Origin of the sequence: Rhodococcus sp. 114MFTsu3.1, assembly GCF_000383555.1 — a bacterium.
In the GTDB taxonomy this organism is placed as follows: domain Bacteria; phylum Actinomycetota; class Actinomycetes; order Mycobacteriales; family Mycobacteriaceae; genus Rhodococcoides; species Rhodococcoides fascians_E.
The window spans coordinates 147,576-165,573 of record NZ_KB911548.1 but is presented as its reverse complement, the minus strand read 5'-3'; the positions used below and the strand labels follow the sequence as shown (position 1 = coordinate 165,573).

At 66.1% G+C, this 17,998-nt stretch carries 16 protein-coding genes; 15 read left to right on the top strand and 1 reads right to left on the bottom strand.

Annotation, left to right across the window (positions count from 1 at the left end):
* The first annotated feature begins 13 nt into the window (after nucleotides 1-13).
* The 12 genes from H292_RS0111040 to H292_RS0110985 all read left to right on the top strand — a co-directional run bounded on the left by H292_RS0111040 (nucleotide 14) and on the right by H292_RS0110985 (nucleotide 13,245).
* The gene (locus H292_RS0111040; RefSeq protein WP_020111469.1) at nucleotides 14-1,114 is read left to right on the top strand and encodes an MBL fold metallo-hydrolase; all 1,101 of its coding nucleotides are present in this window, start codon (nucleotides 14-16) and stop codon (nucleotides 1,112-1,114) included.
* 19 nt (nucleotides 1,115-1,133) lie between these two features.
* Nucleotides 1,134-3,524, top strand: coding sequence for an HAD-IC family P-type ATPase (locus tag H292_RS0111035; RefSeq protein ID WP_027498759.1), 2,391 nt, complete (start codon nucleotides 1,134-1,136; stop codon nucleotides 3,522-3,524).
* Nucleotides 3,525-3,565: 41 nt separating this feature from the next.
* On the top strand, nucleotides 3,566-3,757 hold the full coding sequence (locus H292_RS0111030) for an antitoxin (RefSeq protein WP_019664423.1): 192 nt from the start codon (nucleotides 3,566-3,568) through the stop codon (nucleotides 3,755-3,757).
* Nucleotides 3,758-3,817: 60 nt separating this feature from the next.
* Complete coding sequence (locus tag H292_RS0111025) at nucleotides 3,818-5,455, top strand: Na+/H+ antiporter (RefSeq protein ID WP_020111467.1); 1,638 nt, start codon at nucleotides 3,818-3,820, stop codon at nucleotides 5,453-5,455.
* Nucleotides 5,455-6,636, top strand: coding sequence for a lipase family protein (locus H292_RS0111020; RefSeq protein WP_020111466.1), 1,182 nt, complete (start codon nucleotides 5,455-5,457; stop codon nucleotides 6,634-6,636). The genes H292_RS0111025 and H292_RS0111020 overlap by 1 nt, the downstream gene beginning before the upstream one ends.
* A 1-nt stretch (nucleotide 6,637) precedes the next feature.
* Nucleotides 6,638-7,012, top strand: a complete 375-nt coding sequence (locus H292_RS0111015) for an MmcQ/YjbR family DNA-binding protein (protein WP_026347670.1) — start codon at nucleotides 6,638-6,640, stop codon at nucleotides 7,010-7,012.
* A gap of 11 nt (nucleotides 7,013-7,023) precedes the next feature.
* On the top strand, nucleotides 7,024-8,175 hold the full coding sequence (locus H292_RS0111010; RefSeq protein ID WP_371828072.1) for a sensor histidine kinase: 1,152 nt from the start codon (nucleotides 7,024-7,026) through the stop codon (nucleotides 8,173-8,175).
* Nucleotides 8,176-8,217: 42 nt separating this feature from the next.
* On the top strand, nucleotides 8,218-9,000 hold the full coding sequence (locus H292_RS0111005; protein ID WP_020111465.1) for a LytR/AlgR family response regulator transcription factor: 783 nt from the start codon (nucleotides 8,218-8,220) through the stop codon (nucleotides 8,998-9,000).
* Nucleotides 8,997-9,365, top strand: a complete 369-nt coding sequence (locus H292_RS0111000) for a hypothetical protein (protein WP_019664429.1) — start codon at nucleotides 8,997-8,999, stop codon at nucleotides 9,363-9,365. Before H292_RS0111005 ends, H292_RS0111000 begins: the two co-directional genes overlap by 4 nt.
* Nucleotides 9,366-9,367: 2 nt before the next feature.
* Complete coding sequence (locus tag H292_RS0110995) at nucleotides 9,368-11,104, top strand: sodium/solute symporter (protein ID WP_020111464.1); 1,737 nt, start codon at nucleotides 9,368-9,370, stop codon at nucleotides 11,102-11,104.
* 210 nt (nucleotides 11,105-11,314) lie between these two features.
* Nucleotides 11,315-11,614, top strand: a complete 300-nt coding sequence (locus tag H292_RS0110990; RefSeq protein WP_019664431.1) for a DUF485 domain-containing protein — start codon at nucleotides 11,315-11,317, stop codon at nucleotides 11,612-11,614.
* On the top strand, nucleotides 11,611-13,245 hold the full coding sequence (locus H292_RS0110985) for a solute symporter family protein (RefSeq protein ID WP_019664432.1): 1,635 nt from the start codon (nucleotides 11,611-11,613) through the stop codon (nucleotides 13,243-13,245). The genes H292_RS0110990 and H292_RS0110985 overlap by 4 nt, the downstream gene beginning before the upstream one ends.
* An 84-nt stretch (nucleotides 13,246-13,329) precedes the next feature.
* Here the strand turns inward: H292_RS0110985 and H292_RS0110980 are convergent, their stop codons facing one another.
* On the bottom strand, nucleotides 13,330-13,893 hold the full coding sequence (locus H292_RS0110980; protein ID WP_020111463.1) for a hypothetical protein: 564 nt from the start codon (nucleotides 13,891-13,893) through the stop codon (nucleotides 13,330-13,332).
* Between the two features lie 254 nt (nucleotides 13,894-14,147).
* On the opposite strand from H292_RS0110980, the gene H292_RS0110975 reads away from it, so the two are divergent.
* The 3 genes from H292_RS0110975 (at nucleotide 14,148) to H292_RS0110965 (ending at nucleotide 17,996) form a co-directional block, all read left to right on the top strand.
* The gene (locus H292_RS0110975; protein ID WP_019664434.1) at nucleotides 14,148-14,582 is read left to right on the top strand and encodes a type II toxin-antitoxin system Rv0910 family toxin; all 435 of its coding nucleotides are present in this window, start codon (nucleotides 14,148-14,150) and stop codon (nucleotides 14,580-14,582) included.
* A gap of 18 nt (nucleotides 14,583-14,600) precedes the next feature.
* The gene (locus H292_RS0110970) at nucleotides 14,601-16,250 is read left to right on the top strand and encodes a VWA domain-containing protein (RefSeq protein WP_442978560.1); all 1,650 of its coding nucleotides are present in this window, start codon (nucleotides 14,601-14,603) and stop codon (nucleotides 16,248-16,250) included.
* A 96-nt stretch (nucleotides 16,251-16,346) separates the two neighbouring features.
* Nucleotides 16,347-17,996, top strand: coding sequence for a substrate-binding domain-containing protein (locus tag H292_RS0110965; protein ID WP_020111461.1), 1,650 nt, complete (start codon nucleotides 16,347-16,349; stop codon nucleotides 17,994-17,996).
* Nucleotides 17,997-17,998: the final 2 nt, after the last annotated feature.

Here is a 17,998-nt window from a genome sequence, read left to right as displayed (position 1 = left end):
TATCCTCGCGGGGGTGACCAAACAGCGGATCGTGCCGATCGCCCTCGGCATCGCAGGTGCAGCATGGGTGGCCCGAGCGGCGTGGGGACTCCCGGCTCAGATCGGTGCGACAGCAGGCAAGATCGCGCCGTACGCGGCAGGGTCGGCACGCTACCGCGACCGCCGATTCCACAACACCGAACCCAGCTCGAGCTTCTCCGGCGGCGGCGACGAGTCGATTCTGGTGTCCTTCCTCCGGCGCCGCGCGCTGGGCAAGCCGCAGCAACCGATTCCCCTCGCACCCCAGGTCGCTCCCGTCGACGCCGGTGAAACAGCCGTCACCTGGTACGGCCACTCGTCCGTGCTGATCGAACTCGACGGCAAGCGCATCCTCGCCGACCCGGTGTGGAGCCACCGAGTGTCGCCCTCGCGCACCGTGGGGCCGTCGCGGCTGCATCCGACGCCTGTTGCCCTCGACGCGCTTCCCTCCGTCGACGCGATCGTCATCTCTCACGACCACTACGACCACCTCGACAAGGCGACCATCGTGCGCCTCGCGAGCCTGCAGACGGCGACGTTCGTCGTCCCGCTGGGGATCGGTGCCCACCTGCGCCACTGGCGGATACCCGAGGACCGAATCGTCGAGTTGGACTGGGACGAACAGACCGAGGTCGCCGGCATCACCATCACCTGCACCGAAGCCAGGCACTTCTCGGGTCGAGGGCTGAGGCGTGATCTGACGCAGTGGGCGTCCTGGGCGTTCGCTGGACCGAAGCACCGGGTCTTCTTCGGCGGTGACACCGGTTACACGGTCAAGTTCGCGGAGATCGGCGCCAAGTACGGCCCGTTCGATCTGACGTTGCTGCCGGTCGGTGCCTACGACCCACGTTGGGCGGACATACACATGAACCCGGAGGAAGCCGTGCGGGCACACGGAGATCTGGGCGGCAACGTGCTCGTCCCCGTGCACTGGGCGACGTTCAATCTGGCGTTCCACCCGTGGTCCGAACCCATCGTTCGGCTGAAGGCCGCAGCGGACAGCGTCGGCGTTCCCACGGTCGTGCCGATGCCGGGTCAGCGGATTGATGCATCCAGGGGAACACAGGACGATCGGTGGTGGGCGAGGCTCGGCTGACGACCACTACTCTGTGTCCATGTCGATCGAGACGGACGCGCAGTGGGAACGTGGACTCACCGAAGCGGAAGTAGCGCAACTTCGAGCCGACGGAAAATCCAACGACGTTCCGGCCCGGGCGAGTCGTTCGGTCAAGGACATCGTCCGCGGCAACGTGTTCACGCGGATCAATGCAATTCTGGGTGTCCTGCTGATCATCGTGCTCTCGACGGGATCGATCGTCGACGGCATGTTCGGGTTGCTGATCATCGCCAACAGCGGTATCGGCATCATCCAGGAGATCCGGGCCAAGAAGACTCTGGACGAACTGGCGATCGTCGGCCAGAGCAAACCGGTCGTTCGACGGGACGGCGTCGCGCGCGAGGTCGCCCCCGACGAGGTGGTTCTCGGTGACGTCATCGAGTTGGGCCCGGGTGATCAGATCGTCGTCGACGGCAGCGTGGTCGAAGCGTCGTCGCTGGAGGTCGACGAGTCGCTGCTGACCGGTGAAGCGGACGCGGTGCACAAGGAGATCGACGCGCCCATCCTGTCCGGCAGTTTCGTCGTGGCCGGTAGTGGTGCCTACCGCGCGACGAAGGTCGGCCGCGATGCGTACGCCGCCAAGCTCGCCGAGGAGGCGAGCAAGTTCACCCTGGTGCACTCCGAGCTGCGCAGCGGCATCGACAAGATCCTGAAGTTCATCACCCACCTGATGATCCCGGCAGGCGCGCTCATCATCTACAACCAGCTGTTCTCGTCGGGGCAGTCGCTGGGCCCTGCGCTGAACGGCATGGTCGCAGCTCTCGTTCCGATGGTGCCCGAAGGTCTGGTGCTGATGACGTCGATCGCGTTCGCCGTCGGTGTCGTTCGGCTCGGGCAACGCAAGTGCCTCGTCCAGGAGCTTCCTGCAATCGAGGGGCTTGCGCGAGTCGACGTGGTCTGTGCGGACAAGACGGGCACGTTGACCGAGAACGGTATGCGGCTCGCGGAGCTTCGCGTCGTGGAGGAAGGGGACACGGCCGTGCTGCCCCGCGTCCTCGCCGCGCTCGCACACGACGATCCACGCCCGAACGCCAGTGTTCTGGCGATCGCCGAAGCGTTCCCGGAGGATCCGGGGTGGACCGAAACCGCGGTCGCGCCGTTCTCGTCGGCGAAGAAGTGGAGCGGCCTGTCCTACGGAGACGACGGCAACTGGCTTCTCGGAGCGCCCGACGTGCTGCTGGACCCGACCAGCGACATCGCACGCCAGGCAGAGGAAGTCGGCTCGTCGGGACTGCGTGTTCTGCTGCTCGCCAGCAGTGATCTCCCGGTCGACGACGACGCGGCCCCCGGTGTGGTCACTCCGCGGGCGCTGGTGATCCTGGAACAGAAGGTGCGGTCCGACGCCCGCGAGACACTCGAGTACTTCGCGAGCCAATCCGTTGCCGTGAAGGTCATCTCCGGGGACAACGCCGTGTCGGTGGGGGCCGTCGCGGGATCTCTCGGCCTCGCCGGCAGCCCCATCGACGCACGCAACCTACCCGAGCGCACCGAGGACCTCGCCGACACCGTCGAGAATTCCACCACGTTCGGACGAGTGCGCCCCGATCAGAAGCGTCGGATGGTCGGCGCCCTGCAGTCCCGGGGACACACCGTGGCGATGACCGGCGACGGCGTCAACGACGTGCTCGCACTCAAGGACGCCGACATCGGTGTCGCCATGGGCTCGGGCAGTGCCGCGACACGCGCAGTCGCGCAGATCGTGTTGCTGGACAACAAGTTCGCGACGCTGCCGTACGTCGTGGGTGAAGGCCGACGCGTCATCGGCAACATCGAACGCGTCTCGAACCTGTTCCTCACCAAGACCGTGTACTCGGTGTTGCTGGCGTTCCTCATCGGCCTGTCCGGGGTGCTGTCGCAGATCTTCCACTTCGAGCCGATTCCGTATCCGTTCCTGCCGCGTCACGTCACCATCGCCGCGTGGTTCACGATCGGCATCCCTGCATTCATCCTGTCGCTCGCCCCCAACAACGAGCGTGCGCGGTCCGGGTTCGTCCCGCGCGTGATGCGCCTCGCGGTGCCGTCGGGCCTGATCGTCGGCGTCGCGACGTTCGTGTCCTACCTGCTCGCCTACCAAGGACCGCAGGCGACCGAGGAACAGGTGACCCAGGCCAGCACGACGGCACTGATCACGTTGATCATGATCGCCGTATGGGTGCTCGCCGTCGTCGCTCGGCCGTACGTGTGGTGGAAGATCGTGCTGCTCGCCGGTTCGGTGCTGGGCTACCTGGCGCTGTTCACCATCCCGTTCTGCCGCACGTTCTTCAAGCTCGACCCGTCGAACATCGCGCTGACGACTTCGGCGTTCGTGATCGGCGCCGTCGGAATCGTGCTCGTGGAGGTGTCCTGGCGCATCAGCGCGGCCCTGCAACGAAACGGTTCCGCGAAGTAAGCTTCTCCCGCCAGCACAATCACAGCGAATGGAGTGATCTCATGGGTTTCGCAGACAACCTCAAGGGCATCGTCGACAAGGGCAAAGAGCTCGCCGCCGAGAACTCCGACAAGATCGAGGACGTCGTCGACAAGGCAGGCGATTTCATCGACGACAAGACCGGTGGCAAGTACGCCGACAAGGTCGACAAAGTGCAGGAAGCGGCGAAGAAGGCCATCCCGGACAAGCCGTGAACGGATGATCGTGTGCGAGTCGGCTGCGCGAGGCCGCGCAGCTGACGGCATGATCTAGCTGTGGACGGACCAGTACTACTACTCGTCGTGATCGCGGCCGTCGCGGTGGCGGGTTTCGCCAAACGCTTCGACCTTCAGGTGCCGCTGGTGCTCGTCGCGGTCGGATCGGCGGCGTCGTTCGTTCCAGGAGTTCCTCAGCTGACCCTGTCACCCGAGCTGATCCTCGGCGTGGTGCTGCCTCCGCTGTTGTACTCGGCCGCCCTCGACTTCTCGTTCGTCAGCTTCCGCAAGAACCTGGGACACATTCTCCGGCTCGGCATCGTCATGGTCATCGTGACCGCGGTGGCCGTGGGGTACTTCGCCAATTGGCTGGTCCCCGAACTCACTCTCGGCGCCGCACTGGTCCTGGGCGCTGTGGTGGCGCCGCCCGACGCCGTGGCCGCGATCGCCGTCGGCCGCAAACTCGGACTGCCCTCCCGCATGATGGCGATCCTTACCGGGGAAAGCCTGGTCAACGATGCGGCCGCCTTGACTCTGTTCACCCTCGCCGTCGCGTCGGTGACGGGCAAGAAGATCGAGATCGACTCGCCCGTACTGTTCTTCGCGTACGAGATCGCGGGCGGAGTGATCGTCGGCTACGTACTGGCCCGCATCGTCCGCTTCGTTCGTTCGCGCATCCGCGATTCCTCGCTGGAAACCGTTCTGGGACTCGTGCTTCCGTTCACCGCGTATCTGGCTGCCGAGGAGATCCACGCGTCGGGAGTGCTGGCCGTCGTGACCGCGGGATTCGTGCTCGGCAGGGTCACCGCCGACGTCGCGGTCCCGACGCGGATCCAGGAACGCCAGGTCTGGCCGTTGATGGACCTGCTGCTCGAAGCATTCGTGTTCGCCTACATGGGGTTGCAACTCAAATCGGTCATCGAGGAAGTGCAGCGGGACGGACTGCCGGTGCACCACATCTTCGCCTACGCCCTGCTCGTTCTGCTCGTCGTCATTCTCGTCCGGCCGGCCTGGATCTTCGTCAACACCTCCAGACGATCCGTGGTGCGCAAACTCCTGCGCAGAAAGGCGTCGGAGACGTCCGACGTACTCGGACTGACGTGGCGACAGAACCTCGTCCTGTCCTGGGCGGGGATGCGCGGCGTGGTGACGCTGGCCGCGGCGTCGGGTGTGCCGCTCGCCACCGTGGCGGGAGATCCGTTCCCGGGCCGCGCCGTCATTCAAGCGGTCGCATTCGTCGTTGCGGTGGGGACGTTGGTGATCCAGGGGCTGACGTTGCCGATGCTGATCCGCAGACTCGACGTCGCCGACGCCGACGAACAGCGTCGAACCGACGAACAGGCGGCTCTCGCACGGTCCATCTCGAGGTCGGCTGCCGAGCAGTACCTCTCCGAGGCCGCGGTGAACGGGATCGACGGAGCCAGCCGAGAATCCGTCGAGCACGTCCTGGAGCGGGTGCGGCGATCGGTTCGCGCGCGACTCGACGCCGACGAAACCGAAGACCACGAAGAGCGGATCGCCGCAGCGGGCGCACTGTTCGACACGTTGCGGCGCAACGTCCTCGTCGCGCAGCGCGCAGCACTGGTGCACGCCCGTGATGCGGGTGAACTGGACGACGAGGTCCTGCGGACCGTGCTCGACGGTCTCGACGTGGAAGAAGCTGCGGCCGAAGCGCGACTGGAACGGAGAAACCGATAGTGCGGCGGTGGCTGGTCGGTGCCCTGGCTCTGACTCTTCTCGCCGGGTGCGGCGGGCCCGAGGCGCAGCCTGCGCTCGATTCGTCCGTACCCGCTGTCGCACCGGCACCCGTCGGCGACGAACGTGGTGCGATCGTCTCGCAGACGGACATGGGTCATCTCGACCTCGCTGTGCGGTTCCTCGGTGCGTCCGCCACCCGCGTGGTGTACGCGTCCACGTCGGGTGACGGCACGTCGCGGACCGAAGTGTCCGGGGTGATCTTCGCCCCGAAAGGTACACCGCCACAGGGTGGTTGGCCCATCGTGTCCGTGGGTCACGGCACGACCGGAGTCACCGACGAGTGCGCTCCGTCGCTGTACCCGAACCTGTTGGGCACCATCGGCACGGTCGCCCCGTTCCTCGAACGAGGCATGGTCGTCGCGGTCACGGACTACGAGGGCATCGGCACTCCCGGTATTCATCCCTACCTCGACCCCAATGCCGCGGCGTACAACGTCATCGACGCAGTCCGCGCGGCCGCGAACGTCGTACCCGGCACCGGTGCGCGGTGGGGAGCGATCGGTAATTCCCAAGGTGGACAGGCCGTGTGGGCGGCAGCGGAGCATGCGGACTACGCCGACGGGTTGGAGCTCGTCGGCAGCGCCGCGCTGTCTCCCGTCCTCGATCTCGCGCCCATGTTCGACGCGGGGCACGTGAACACCCTTCCGCAGATTCTGCTGACGCCGTTTCTCGTCGACGGGCTGCAGTACCGGCATCCGGAGGTGACCGGAACGGAGTTCGTCCGGGGCGCACTCGAGGCCGACAGGCGCGCGCTGACCGCGTGCACGGACCTCCTCGGTGTGCAGAAGGCGGAAGCCGCCGGGCGTCTGACGGCGTCGGACGCGACGCCGGCCACCGAGGCGTCACGTCTGAAGATGGTGGAGTGGTTGACGTCCGTCGCACTGCCGCGGACGCGGACGGATGTGCCGTTGCTGGCTGTCGTCGGGCAACAGGATCAATTGATCGACCCGAAATGGACACGCGACGCCGTAGCGCGGGCATGCTCGATGGGAGACGTCGTGTCCATCCGGGAAGAGCCCGGCCAGGGGCATTCGGACCAGGCGGCCGTCGCCGACGGGGTGGCGTGGTTGGCCGACAGATTTGCCGGCGTACCACCGCCCGACACCTGTGCAGGAGGATGACATGGATCCGAACCCACTGACGATGGTGCGGGCGCTGTGCCTGGCGCTTCCCGAGGCCACCGAGCGCATCAGCCACGGCGAACCGTCCTGGTTCGTCAGAAAGTCTCCACAGTTCGCGATGTTCTCCGATCATCACCACGACGACCGCGTCGGATTCGTCGCCGCCGCCCCGGCCGGGGCGCAGCAAGCCTGGGTTGCGAAGGACAGCACCCGCTTCTACGTACCCCCGTACTTCGGCGGGCGAGGGTGGATCGGCGTCTACCTCGACGTGCCGCAGGACTGGGAGGACATCGCGGACATCGTGGAGGATGCGTACCGGACGGTGGCGCCCAAGACGCTGCTGACCCAACTCGATGCCGAGCGCCAACCCGAATGACCTCGGCTCTGATGTGGTTCGCGGTCATCGTGGCCTGCGCGATCGTTGCCGTCGCCGTGATCAGTCTGCGGGGACGGCGGGATCTGACGACGCCCGAGGAGCGCGCGGTCCACGCGACGCTGCATACCGCATCGTTGGCAGCCCGCCCGCTGCGCCGCGGCCTGGACACCCAGTCCGCGGCCGAGGCCGCGCCTCATCTGCGCGCGCTCACCGGTGGCGACGCACTCGGCGTCGCCGACGCCGACGCGCACCTGCTGGCGTGGAACGGTCCCTTCGAGGAGGTGGTCGGGCAGTTCCTCGAGGCGGCCGCGCGGGCAGTCGGCGGGCAGCGCCGAATTCTGATCACCGCGCCTGCGGGTGCCACGTGGCGCACCGTGGTGGTCCAACCGTTGCTCGTCGAGGACGTCGGTGTCGTCGGGGTTCTCGGTGTCGTCACCACGTCGACGCCCGGACCGGGCATGCTCGGAGCCGTCGGCGAGGTCGCCCGCTACGCCTGCGGGCAGATCGAGTTGGCCGAACTCGACGCCTCGCGTGCACGCCTCGACCGCGCCGAAGTCCGAGCACTGCGCGCTCAGATCAGCCCGCACTTCATCTACAACGCTCTCGGCACGGTCGCCTCGTTCGTCCGTACCGATCCCGACAGAGCACGAGAGCTGGTGCTGGAGTTCGCGGATTTCACCCGCTACTCGTTCCGTAACTCCGGCGAGTTCACCGTCCTGTCCGACGAACTACGCAACATCGATCGGTACCTGACGCTCGAGCGGGCACGCTTCGGCGACACTCTGCAGGTCACGTTGCAGGTCGCGCCCGAGGTACTGAACGTCGCACTGCCGTTTCTCGCGCTGCAGCCCCTGGTCGAGAACGCGGTGCGGCACGGGATCGCGGGTCGCGCCGGTGGCGGCACCATCACCATCGTCGCGGCCGACGAGGGAACCGACTGCCTCATCAGCGTCGAGGACGACGGCGTCGGAATGGATCCGGAACTGCTGCGATCGGGAACGCTGGACTCCGACGAGGCCGCGCACGTGGGTCTGTCCAATGTGGACGATCGACTGCGCGCGGCGTTCGGCAACGACTACGGTCTCGTCGTGGACACGGGCATGGGTGCCGGAACGAAGGTCAGCATGCGGGTTCCCAAGTTCAAAGCGGGGATTCGGGCATGACCGCCGTGGTCGGCAGCGCTGGATGTCTGGGATGATGCGGTGATGACCGGTCTTGTTGTGCTCGCAGTCGACGACGAGAAGCCGGCGCTCGACGAGTTGGCTTTTCTGCTGAACGCGCAGGATTCGGTGGCCGAGGTCTTCGTCGCGTCGGACGCCACGACGGCACTGCGACGACTGCAACATCCGGTCGACGCGTCCTACCCGGCGATCGACGCAGTGTTCCTCGACATCAACATGCCCGGTCTCGACGGGTTGGAGCTCGCCGGGATCCTCTCGAACTTCGTGCGTCCACCGGCGGTCGTGTTCGTCACCGCCCACGACGACCGAGCACTGGCCGCATTCGACCTCGGCGCCGTCGACTACCTGCTCAAACCCTTGCGCGAGGACCGTCTGGCGGAATCTCTGCGCCGAATCACCGCCGCGGGCCGACGACTGGAGGGTCAGGAACCGGCTACAGGGGACGAGATCATCCCGGTCGAGCTCGGCGGCACGACGACGCTCGTGCAACGTGCGAGCGTGGGGTGGGTGGAAGCGGACGGCGATTACGCCCGGCTGCACACCTCCACAGGCTCTCACCTCGTGCGGATCCCTATCTCCACCCTCGAAAGTCGTTGGGCAGAAGTCGGTTTCCTCCGAGTGCACCGGTCCTACCTGGTGTCCCTGTCGTTGGTGACGGGCATCAAGAGCGTCGGATCGGGGCTCGTGGTGTGCCTCCGACGCCACGGAGACCTCGCGGCCGTCGAACTCCCGGTGAGCAGGCGTCACACCCGGGCACTCAAGGATCGTCTCGTCCGCGGCCCGCTGCAATCCTGGTCGAATCGGTGACGGAGCCCGGTCGGAACCCGCGTGAACGCGTGGTCCTTGCCCGCAGGCGCGGCGCCCGGATCGTCAGAACACGGGTGGAAGTGCAGGAACACACCGAGGTCGGCGACGCCATGGTGCGCGGCCTCGTTCGCGCTCAACTGCTGCTGTCGATCCGCCTCGCCGTGGTGACGCTCGCCGTACTGTTCTCGATTCCGTTGCTGGGCCTGCTCGTTCCCGCGTTCTCCGACGCCGTGGTGTTCGGAGTTCGGTTGCCGTGGGTCGTGCTCGGGGTCGCGGTCTACCCGTTGCTGCTGGGTGTCGGCTGGATCCACGTCCGCCGCTCCGAGCGCATCGAGCAGCAATTCCTCGACCTGGTGGACGACTGATCATGACGGGGGTGCCGTGGCTCACGGTGGGAGCGTTGCTGATCGCTGCCGCCGCGACCGTCGCCATCGGTGTGTACGGCGTGCGCCTGGCCCGCACCACGTCGGACTTCCTCGTCGCGTCACGCACCGTGGGGCCGAAATGGAATGCGGCCGCCATCTCCGGCGAATACCTTTCGGCTGCATCGTTTCTCGGGGTCGCCGGCCTCATCGCGAAGTACGGTGCCGACGCCCTGTGGTATCCGATCGGTTTCACTGCCGGGTATCTGGGTCTGCTGCTGTTCGTTGCCGCGCCGCTTCGGCGCAGCGGCGCCTACACCGTTCCCGATTTCGCCGAGTTCCGACTGGGCTCCGGGCGATTGCGCACCCTCGCGATGTTCGTCGTCGTGGTCATCTGCGCTCTGTACCTCGTGCCGCAGTTTCAGGGTGCGGGCCTCACTCTCAATATCTTGCTGGGAGTTCCCGGGTGGGTGGGCGCGGCGGTCGTCGGGTTCATCGTCATCGCCAACGTCGTCGGTGGAGGCATGCGCTCCATCACGTTCGTGCAGGCCTTCCAGTACTGGTTGAAGCTGACGGCCGTCGCTGTTCCGGCCCTCGTGCTTGCCGTGCACTTCTTCGCCGACGATCGTGCGGTCGGTAGTCCGGCGCCACCGACGGTGGACCGGGTGACGACGGTCGAGATCAACACCGATGTTCTCGTTCAGGTGGATTCACCGATCGGCGCGCTCATCAGCGGCACTCTCGACGGTGACAGCGTCGACGGCGCGGTGGTGCTGGGTGCAGGCACGCACGAGTTGTCCGAGGGAACGTCCCTGGTGCTCGACGCGGGTTCGGCCGTTCCCGTCGTGGCGGGCGCACCGACGACGGACCGTCAGTGGGCGATGCCCGGTGGCGGGCTCGGCGGCATGCATCCGCTGTACCAGGTGTATTCGCTCATTCTGGCGACGTTCCTCGGCACCCTCGGTTTGCCTCACGTGCTCGTGCGGTTCTACACCAATCCCGACGGTCGTGCCGCGCGAGTGACGTCGCTGACGGTCCTCGGTCTGCTCGGCTTGTTCTATCTCTTTCCGACTCTGCTGGGAGTCTTCGCGCGTCTGTACGTTCCGCAGTTGTTGATCACCGGGAACTCCGACGCGGCGGTACTGCTGCTCCCCGGGTCGGTGTTGTCCGGTGTGGGAGGCCAACTCCTGGCCGCTCTCGTCGCCGCCGGGGCCATCGCGGCGTTCCTGTCGACGTCGTCGGGTCTGTTGGTGAGCATCGCCGGGGTGCTCAGCACCGATGTACTGCGTGGACGCGTCCGAGACTTCCGCATCGCAGCGGTGCTCGCGGGAGCCGTGCCGCTGGCGATGTCCCTCGGGCTCGCGTCGCTCGATCTGTCCCGCACGGTGGGGCTGGTGTTCGCGGTTGCCGCGTCGACGCTGTGCCCCCTCCTCGTGCTGGGCATCTGGTGGCGCGGACTGACTGCGGCCGGTGCAGCAGCCGGGCTGATCGGCGGCGGAACCGTCTCGCTCGTGGCAGCGTCGCTGTCGGTGTTCGGAATTCCGGAGGCATGGTTCGGGGGATGGGCGGCGACCGTCCTCGGGTACCCGGCCGCTGTCAGCGTGCCCCTCGCTTTCGGGTTGATGTACCTGGTCAGCAAGGCGACATCGCGGACGGTTCCCGTCGACATCGGCGGCATCTTCACCCGATTGCACGCTCCCGAACGCCTGGGTGTCGGCAAGGACCGCGAGCGCGAACTCTGACACCTCGGCCGTTTGTCGCGGTGAGACAACCGTTCGGCGCAGACCTACGCAGCTGAACGTGTGACCGACGCCACCACGTTCTTTTGTGATCCCCATCTCACTACTCTCAGTCCAGATCTTCCGTCACACTCCGTGACGCCACGACGAGGGAGCACTTTCGTGACAACACCGGACACATCTCCACCACCGGACGAGCAAGCGTTCATCGACATGCAAGCAAGCCCGGAATTTCAGGAACTGCGTCGACGCCTGCGCAGCTTCGTCTTCCCGATGACCGCGTTCTTCCTGATCTGGTACATCGTCTACGTGCTGCTGAGCAACTACGCGCACGACTTCATGTCCACCCCTGTGTGGGGCAACGTCAACGTCGGCCTGCTCCTCGGACTGGGGCAGTTCGTCACCACCTTCGCGATCACGGGCATCTACGTTCGTTTCGCGAACCGTGAACTCGACCCGCGCGCCGAGGCACTGCGCAACGACATGATCGCGTCCCAGGAGGCCAAGCGATGAACGTCCTGGCGCAAGCCGCAGACACCACCGTCGGCGAACCACTCGTCAACATCGCGATCTTCGGAGCGTTCGTCGCCGTCACGATGTTCGTCGTCATCCGCGCCTCGAAGAAGAACGCGACCGCCTCCGAGTTCTTCACCGCCGGTGGCGGATTCTCCGGACCACAGAACGGCGTCGCCATCGCAGGCGACTACCTCTCCGCGGCAAGCTTCCTCGGCATCGCGGGCGCCATCGCCGTCTACGGGTACGACGGCTTCCTCTACTCCATCGGCTTCCTCGTCGCCTGGCTCGTCGCGCTGCTGCTCGTGGCCGAGTTGCTCCGCAACACAGGCAAATTCACGATGGCCGACGTGTTGAGCTTCCGCCTCAAGCAACGTCCGGTGCGCACCGCGGCCGCGCTGTCGACGCTGACGGTGTCGCTGTTCTACCTCCTCGCGCAGATGGCGGGCGCAGGCGGACTCGTCGCACTCCTGCTCGACATCTCCGACCGCACCGGGCAGTCCATCGTCATCGCCGTCGTCGGTGTGTTGATGATCGTCTACGTCCTCGTCGGCGGCATGAAGGGCACCACGTGGGTCCAGATCATCAAGGCGGTTCTGCTCATCGCCGGTGCACTGTTCATGACGGTGCTCGTTCTCGCGAAGTTCGGCTTCAACATCTCCGAGCTGCTCGGTAGTGCACAGGAAACGATCACCGGCTCCGCCGATGATGCAGTCGCAGCCCGCCAGGTTCTCGAGCCGGGCGCTCAGTACGGCGGCAGCAACATGTCCAAGCTCAACTTCCTGTCACTCGGTATCGCACTCGTGCTCGGAACTGCTGGTCTCCCACACGTTCTCATGCGCTTCTACACCGTCCCCACCGCGAAGGAAGCTCGTCGCAGCGTCGTCTGGGCCATCGCACTCATCGGCGCGTTCTACCTCTTCACCCTGGTGCTCGGCTACGGAGCCGCAGCAATCGTCGGACCGGACCGCATCCTGGCGTCGGCAGGCGGACAGAACTCCGCGGCACCGCTGTTGGCCTTCGAGCTCGGTGGCGTCATCCTGCTCGGTGTCATCTCGGCGGTCGCCTTCGCGACGATCCTCGCCGTGGTCGCCGGCCTGACCATCACCGCGTCGGCGTCCTTCGCTCACGACATCTACGCCAGCGTCATCAAGAAGGGCGATGTCGACGAGAAGAAGCAGGTCAAGGTCTCGCGCATCACCGCCGTCGTGATCGGTGCACTCGCCATCGGCCTCGGCATCCTGGCGAACGGTCAGAACATCGCGTTCCTCGTCGCACTCGCCTTCGCGGTCGCTGCCGCGGCGAACCTGCCGACCATCGTGTACTCGCTGTTCTGGCGTCGCTTCAACACCACCGGCGCACTGTGCAGCATGTACGGCGGCCTCATCTCGACGCTCGTGCTCATCGTCTTCTCCCCGGCCGTGTCCGGATCCAAGACCGCGATGATCCCCGGCTCGGACTTCGCCTGGTTCCCGTTGTCCAACCCCGGAATCGTCTCCATCCCACTCGCATTCGTGCTGGGAATCGTCGGTACGCTGCTGTCGAAGGACAGCGAGAGCCGCGCCAAGCAAGCCGAGATGGAGGTTCGCTCACTCACCGGTATCGGTGCGGAGAAAGCCACCGCCCACTGAGGGTTCCATCTCTCTCGCACACCTTCCAGTCCCTCGCACAGGTTGCAGCCTGTGCGGGGGACTGCAGTGTGTGCGGGAAGGGGGTCACCTTGCCGACCGCCGGACCACGGTGCGTGGGGTGGGGAGTGCGGCTGCGAGCTCGATCGACGCTCGCAGCTTGGACACCAGCCTGTCGGGGTTCTCGAGGTCGGACCACGTCAACCGGAGAACGATCCAACCGTGCGCTCGCAGCGCGTCCTCGCGCTTCTTCTCGGCGACCACAGCAGCAGCCGGTGTCTGCCCAGGTTTCAGATACTCGAGAGGTGCGGGATGAACGTGCCGCCCACCGGTCTTACGGCCACCACCGCTACGACCGACGGTGAAATGAACACGCTGCAGATCCGGGGCCCACAGTGCGATCCCGTGGACCAGGGCAGCGGACTGGTGACTCACGACGAGTCGGCCACCGGCGGCGTTCGCGTGCGCCCGCGTCCGGAGAACGTGGCGATCCTCGGGCCCCAGAGCCTGGAGCGCCGACGAATCGGCGAATGCGCCGCGTCGGATTCGCTTCATCGTCCCGTTCCTGGTCGCGGTCCGTATCTCGCTGTCCGACGTTCCGGTGCGCACGAGCTGGCTACGCATCAGCAACGGGTCCTCGTCGAATCGCATGGCGACGATCGTGGTCGATCGGGCGCGTTCGCGATAGCTGTGGATGAACGATCCTGGGGATAACTCGATTGTGTTGTACGACGCGCGATTTCGTTCTGCTCCCGCACACCTTCCAGTCCCTCGCACAGGTTGCAGCCTGTGCGGGGGACTGCAGTGTGTGCGGGGGTGGGAGCTGGTAGCTATCACAACTCCGCGGGCCCCGGTGAGGTCTGCCTCACACATCGGGGTTGACGCGTTTGGTTACGATCCCTTCCGTGGCCAAGCTGAAGGTAACCGTCAACGTCCCGCTCGACCCCGAGACTGCGTGGACTCATGCGTCCGATCTCGCCGACTACGACAAGTGGTTGTCCATCCACGAGGGATGGCGCTCCGACCTGCCGGAACAACTGTCCGTCGGCACCACTCTGGAGTCCGTCGCGTCGGTGAAAGGGATGCGTAACCGCGTCCGGTGGACCATCGAGAGCTACGACCCGCCGAAGAAGCTGAAGTTGAAGGGCAACGGCAAGGGCGGAGTGAAGATCGGGCTGGTGTTGTCGGTCGCGGAGGGCAAGAGCGGCGGCTCCGACCTGACGCTGGACGTCGAGCTCGGCGGTGCCCCCTTGTTCGGCCCGATAGGCTCCGGCGTCGCTCGGGCGCTGAAGGGTGACATCGAGAACTCGATGAAGACCTTCGAATCGCTGTACGCCTGACAACGGAGAGGCCTTTCCATGCCCGGCAGACACAGTGCCCCTGGTAGACACAGTGCCCCCGCGTCGGGTGCAAGCGCCGTTCCGGCGGTGAAGTACGGGATCATCGCCGTCGTTCTCCTGCTCGTCGTCGGCGGTGGAGTGTTCGCGGCGCAGAAGGCCTTCGGTTCCGATTGCACGGATCCGGCCACGTACTCCCTGGCCGCGGACCCTGCTATCGCAGGAGTGGTCCAGCAGGTCGTCGACGACACCTCGGCCGAGGATCTCGGGTGCGCGACGGTGGAGGTCACCGCGACCGATTCCGGCACGGCGTCGGCTGCAGTGTCGATGGGTGCGGATGCGCCGTCGTTGTGGATCCCGGATTCCGCACTGTGGGTGGGAAAGGCCGTGCGCGCGACGGGTTCGCTGGTGGATGTAGCAAGCCAGTCGGTGGCGAGTTCCCCGGCGGTGATCGCCGCACGCAAGGACGAGGTTCCGTTCTTCGACTCCTGGTTGACGGCTCTGCAGCTGAAGAGTCTGCGCATCGGAAATCCGTTGACCAACACCATCTCCGACGCTGCCATTCTCGGGGCGCTCTCGGAGGCGGGCTCCGACGCGGACGCCGTGGATTCGGTGTCGGCCGCGCTGGTGCCGATCGCGCAGGCGCAGGCCGCTACCCGCGGTGAAGCAGATCCGACGGTGCGTCTGGAGGAGATGGTCGCCGACGGCGGAGTGTCGGTGGTGTCCGAGCAGTCGTACCTCGACTTCCAGAAATCCACCGGCGCCGAACTCGGCACGACGACGCCCCCCACCGGCAGTTTCTTTCTCAACTTTCCGCTGGCCGTGACCGAACCGGCCGACGATCGCGTCGAGGGCGCGAAGGCCGTCGGGCTCGCCGTGGCGGAGGCCCTGGCGTCGGAGACGGGGTTGCAAGCTCTGTCCGACGCCGGATTCCGAGCACCCGACGGCACTCCGCTCAGCGACGGCCGTGGCGTCGGGGACATCGAGGCGTTGACCATCGCCGACCAGCAGACTGCCGAGGAGACCCTGCGTCGCTACCAGGTTCTGGCCCTGCCGTCGCGCACCCTCGTGATGGAGGACGTGTCGGGGTCGATGGGGTACAGCGCGGGTGCGGACACCCGTATCGGGCTCACCGTGCAGGCCAGCGATACCGGCAATCGGTTGTTCCCGAACAACGCCGCGCTGGGGTTGTGGGCCTTCTCGGTCGGCCTCGGTGGGGGAGACCAGGACTACCGCGAGTTGGTTCCGATTCGTCGGCTCGACGAGGACGTGAACGGCACGTCGCAGCGTGACCTTCTGCTGCAGGCGACGCGCACGCTCCCGGGCCTCGTGGGCGGCGGAACAGGCCTGTACGACACGGCGCTCGCGGCGTTCCGCCAGGTCAAAGAGGGATACGACCCCGATTACATCAACAGCGTCATCATCCTCACCGACGGTTCCAACGAGGACCCGGGCAGCATCTCGCTCGACGAACTCCTCTCGACGTTGCGTGCCGAGCAGGATCCCACCAAGCCTGTCGTCATCGTCACGATCGGTATCACCGACGACGCCGACGCCGGGGTTCTCCAGCAGATCTCCGCGGCGACCGGCGGAACCAGCTTTCTGGCCAGAAATCCGGCGGAAATCCCCAACGTTTTTGTGAATGCTCTCAAGAGCCGCGCAGGACGCTGATTTTCCCGCTATTTTTGGGTTTGCCGTTTGCTCGGCGCGCTTCGTCGTGCATGATGCAGCGTGCAACGGAAGCTGACTGTTTGGGGGAACACGGGGATGTCGGGGCGTCACGGAACGGGAACGCGCAGAAATCCGCTGTACGTGGGGGGCGCGATCGTCGTCACGGCAGTAGTGGTCGTCGTCGGCGGATACTTCGGAGTGCAGGCCGTCCGTGCAGGTGGCGCCGAGTGCGACACCGTCGCGCAGGTGTCCGTTGCAGTCGATCCCACCGTCGCCCCGGTCGTCACGGACGTGCTGTCCACCGTGGAACCTGTCGACCGAGGGTGCACCGATTTCGACATCAGGGCCGAGGCGCCGACGGACACGGCCACCGAACTTGCCGGCAACAACGAGAACCGTCCGGACCTGTGGATCCCTGATTCGACGCTGTGGCTGCTGAAGACTCTCCGGTCGACCGGGGCTCTTCCCGAGGTGGCCAAGTCCTCGGTGGTCAACACCATGCCCGTCGTCGTCACGCGTCCGGGTGAGTCGGTTCCGGTGAACACCTGGCTGGAGGTGCTGCAGAATCCGGGCCTTCGGATCGGCGATCCGCTGGACAGCAGCGGAGCCCTCGCCTCGATTCTCGGAGCTCTGTCGGAATCGGAGGTCGCGATCTCCGACGCCAAGGCAGTCTCTGCCGCACTGGTCCCGAAAGCTCAGGACTACGGCCGGATCGCGAATCTGCCGCACGGAACGGCGGATCTCGTCGACCAGGTCGCGGCCGAGGGTGGCACGTCGGTTGCAACCGAGCAGAGCGTGCTCGCGTACAACGCCGCGCATCCCGATGCCCCGCTCGAAGCGTCGGTTCCACCGACGGGCAGCTATTTCCTGAACTACCCGCTCGCGGTCACCGCGGCAGCAGGCCCGGACTACGACCGCGTCAAGGATGCCGGTACCGCCTTGGCGTCGGCGCTGTCGACCACCTCGGCCACCGAGGCCCTGACGGCCGCCGGTTTTCGGCAGGCCAGCGGTGTTCCAGTGGCCGACGGTAGGGGTGTGGGTTCGGTCGCGTCGCTGGAGTTGAAGAATCCGCTGGCCATCGAATCGACGCTGCGTGACTGGTCGGTGCTGGCCCTTCCGCTTCGCACCCTGGTCGTCGAGGATGTATCCGGGTCCATGGCGGCGCGGTCCGGTGACTCGACACGGATAGCTCTGACCGTCGATGCAAGCCTCGGGGCCAACGCTCTCTTCAGCGACCAGACCGAGATGGGACTGTGGGCGTTCTCCATCGGTCTCGGCGGAGGACAACAGGATTATCGCGAGTTGGTTCCCCTGGGAGCGGTGGACACGGTGTTCAACGGTCTGCCACAGCGCGAAGCGATTCTGTCTGCAATCCGCGGGCTTCCAGGCATCGTGGGTGGCGGAACCGGTTTGTACGACACCACTCTCGCTGCGTTCCGTCGGGTCAAGGAAGGGTACGACCCGAATTTCGTCAACAGTGTCATCCTGCTGACGGACGGTACGAACGAGGACGAAGGCAGCCCCAGCTTGGATCAGCTGATCGAAACCTTGCAGCGCGAACAGGATCCGGTGCGCCCCGTCGTCATCGTCACCGTCGGTATCACCACCGACGCCGATCCTGTTGCGCTGCAGAGAATTGCCGCTGCGACGGGTGGTACCAGCTACGTCGCCGAGGATCCGCGTGACATCCCGGACGTGTTCGTGCAGGCACTGAACAGCCGAACCCAACGCATCGGCGGCGAGTAGCT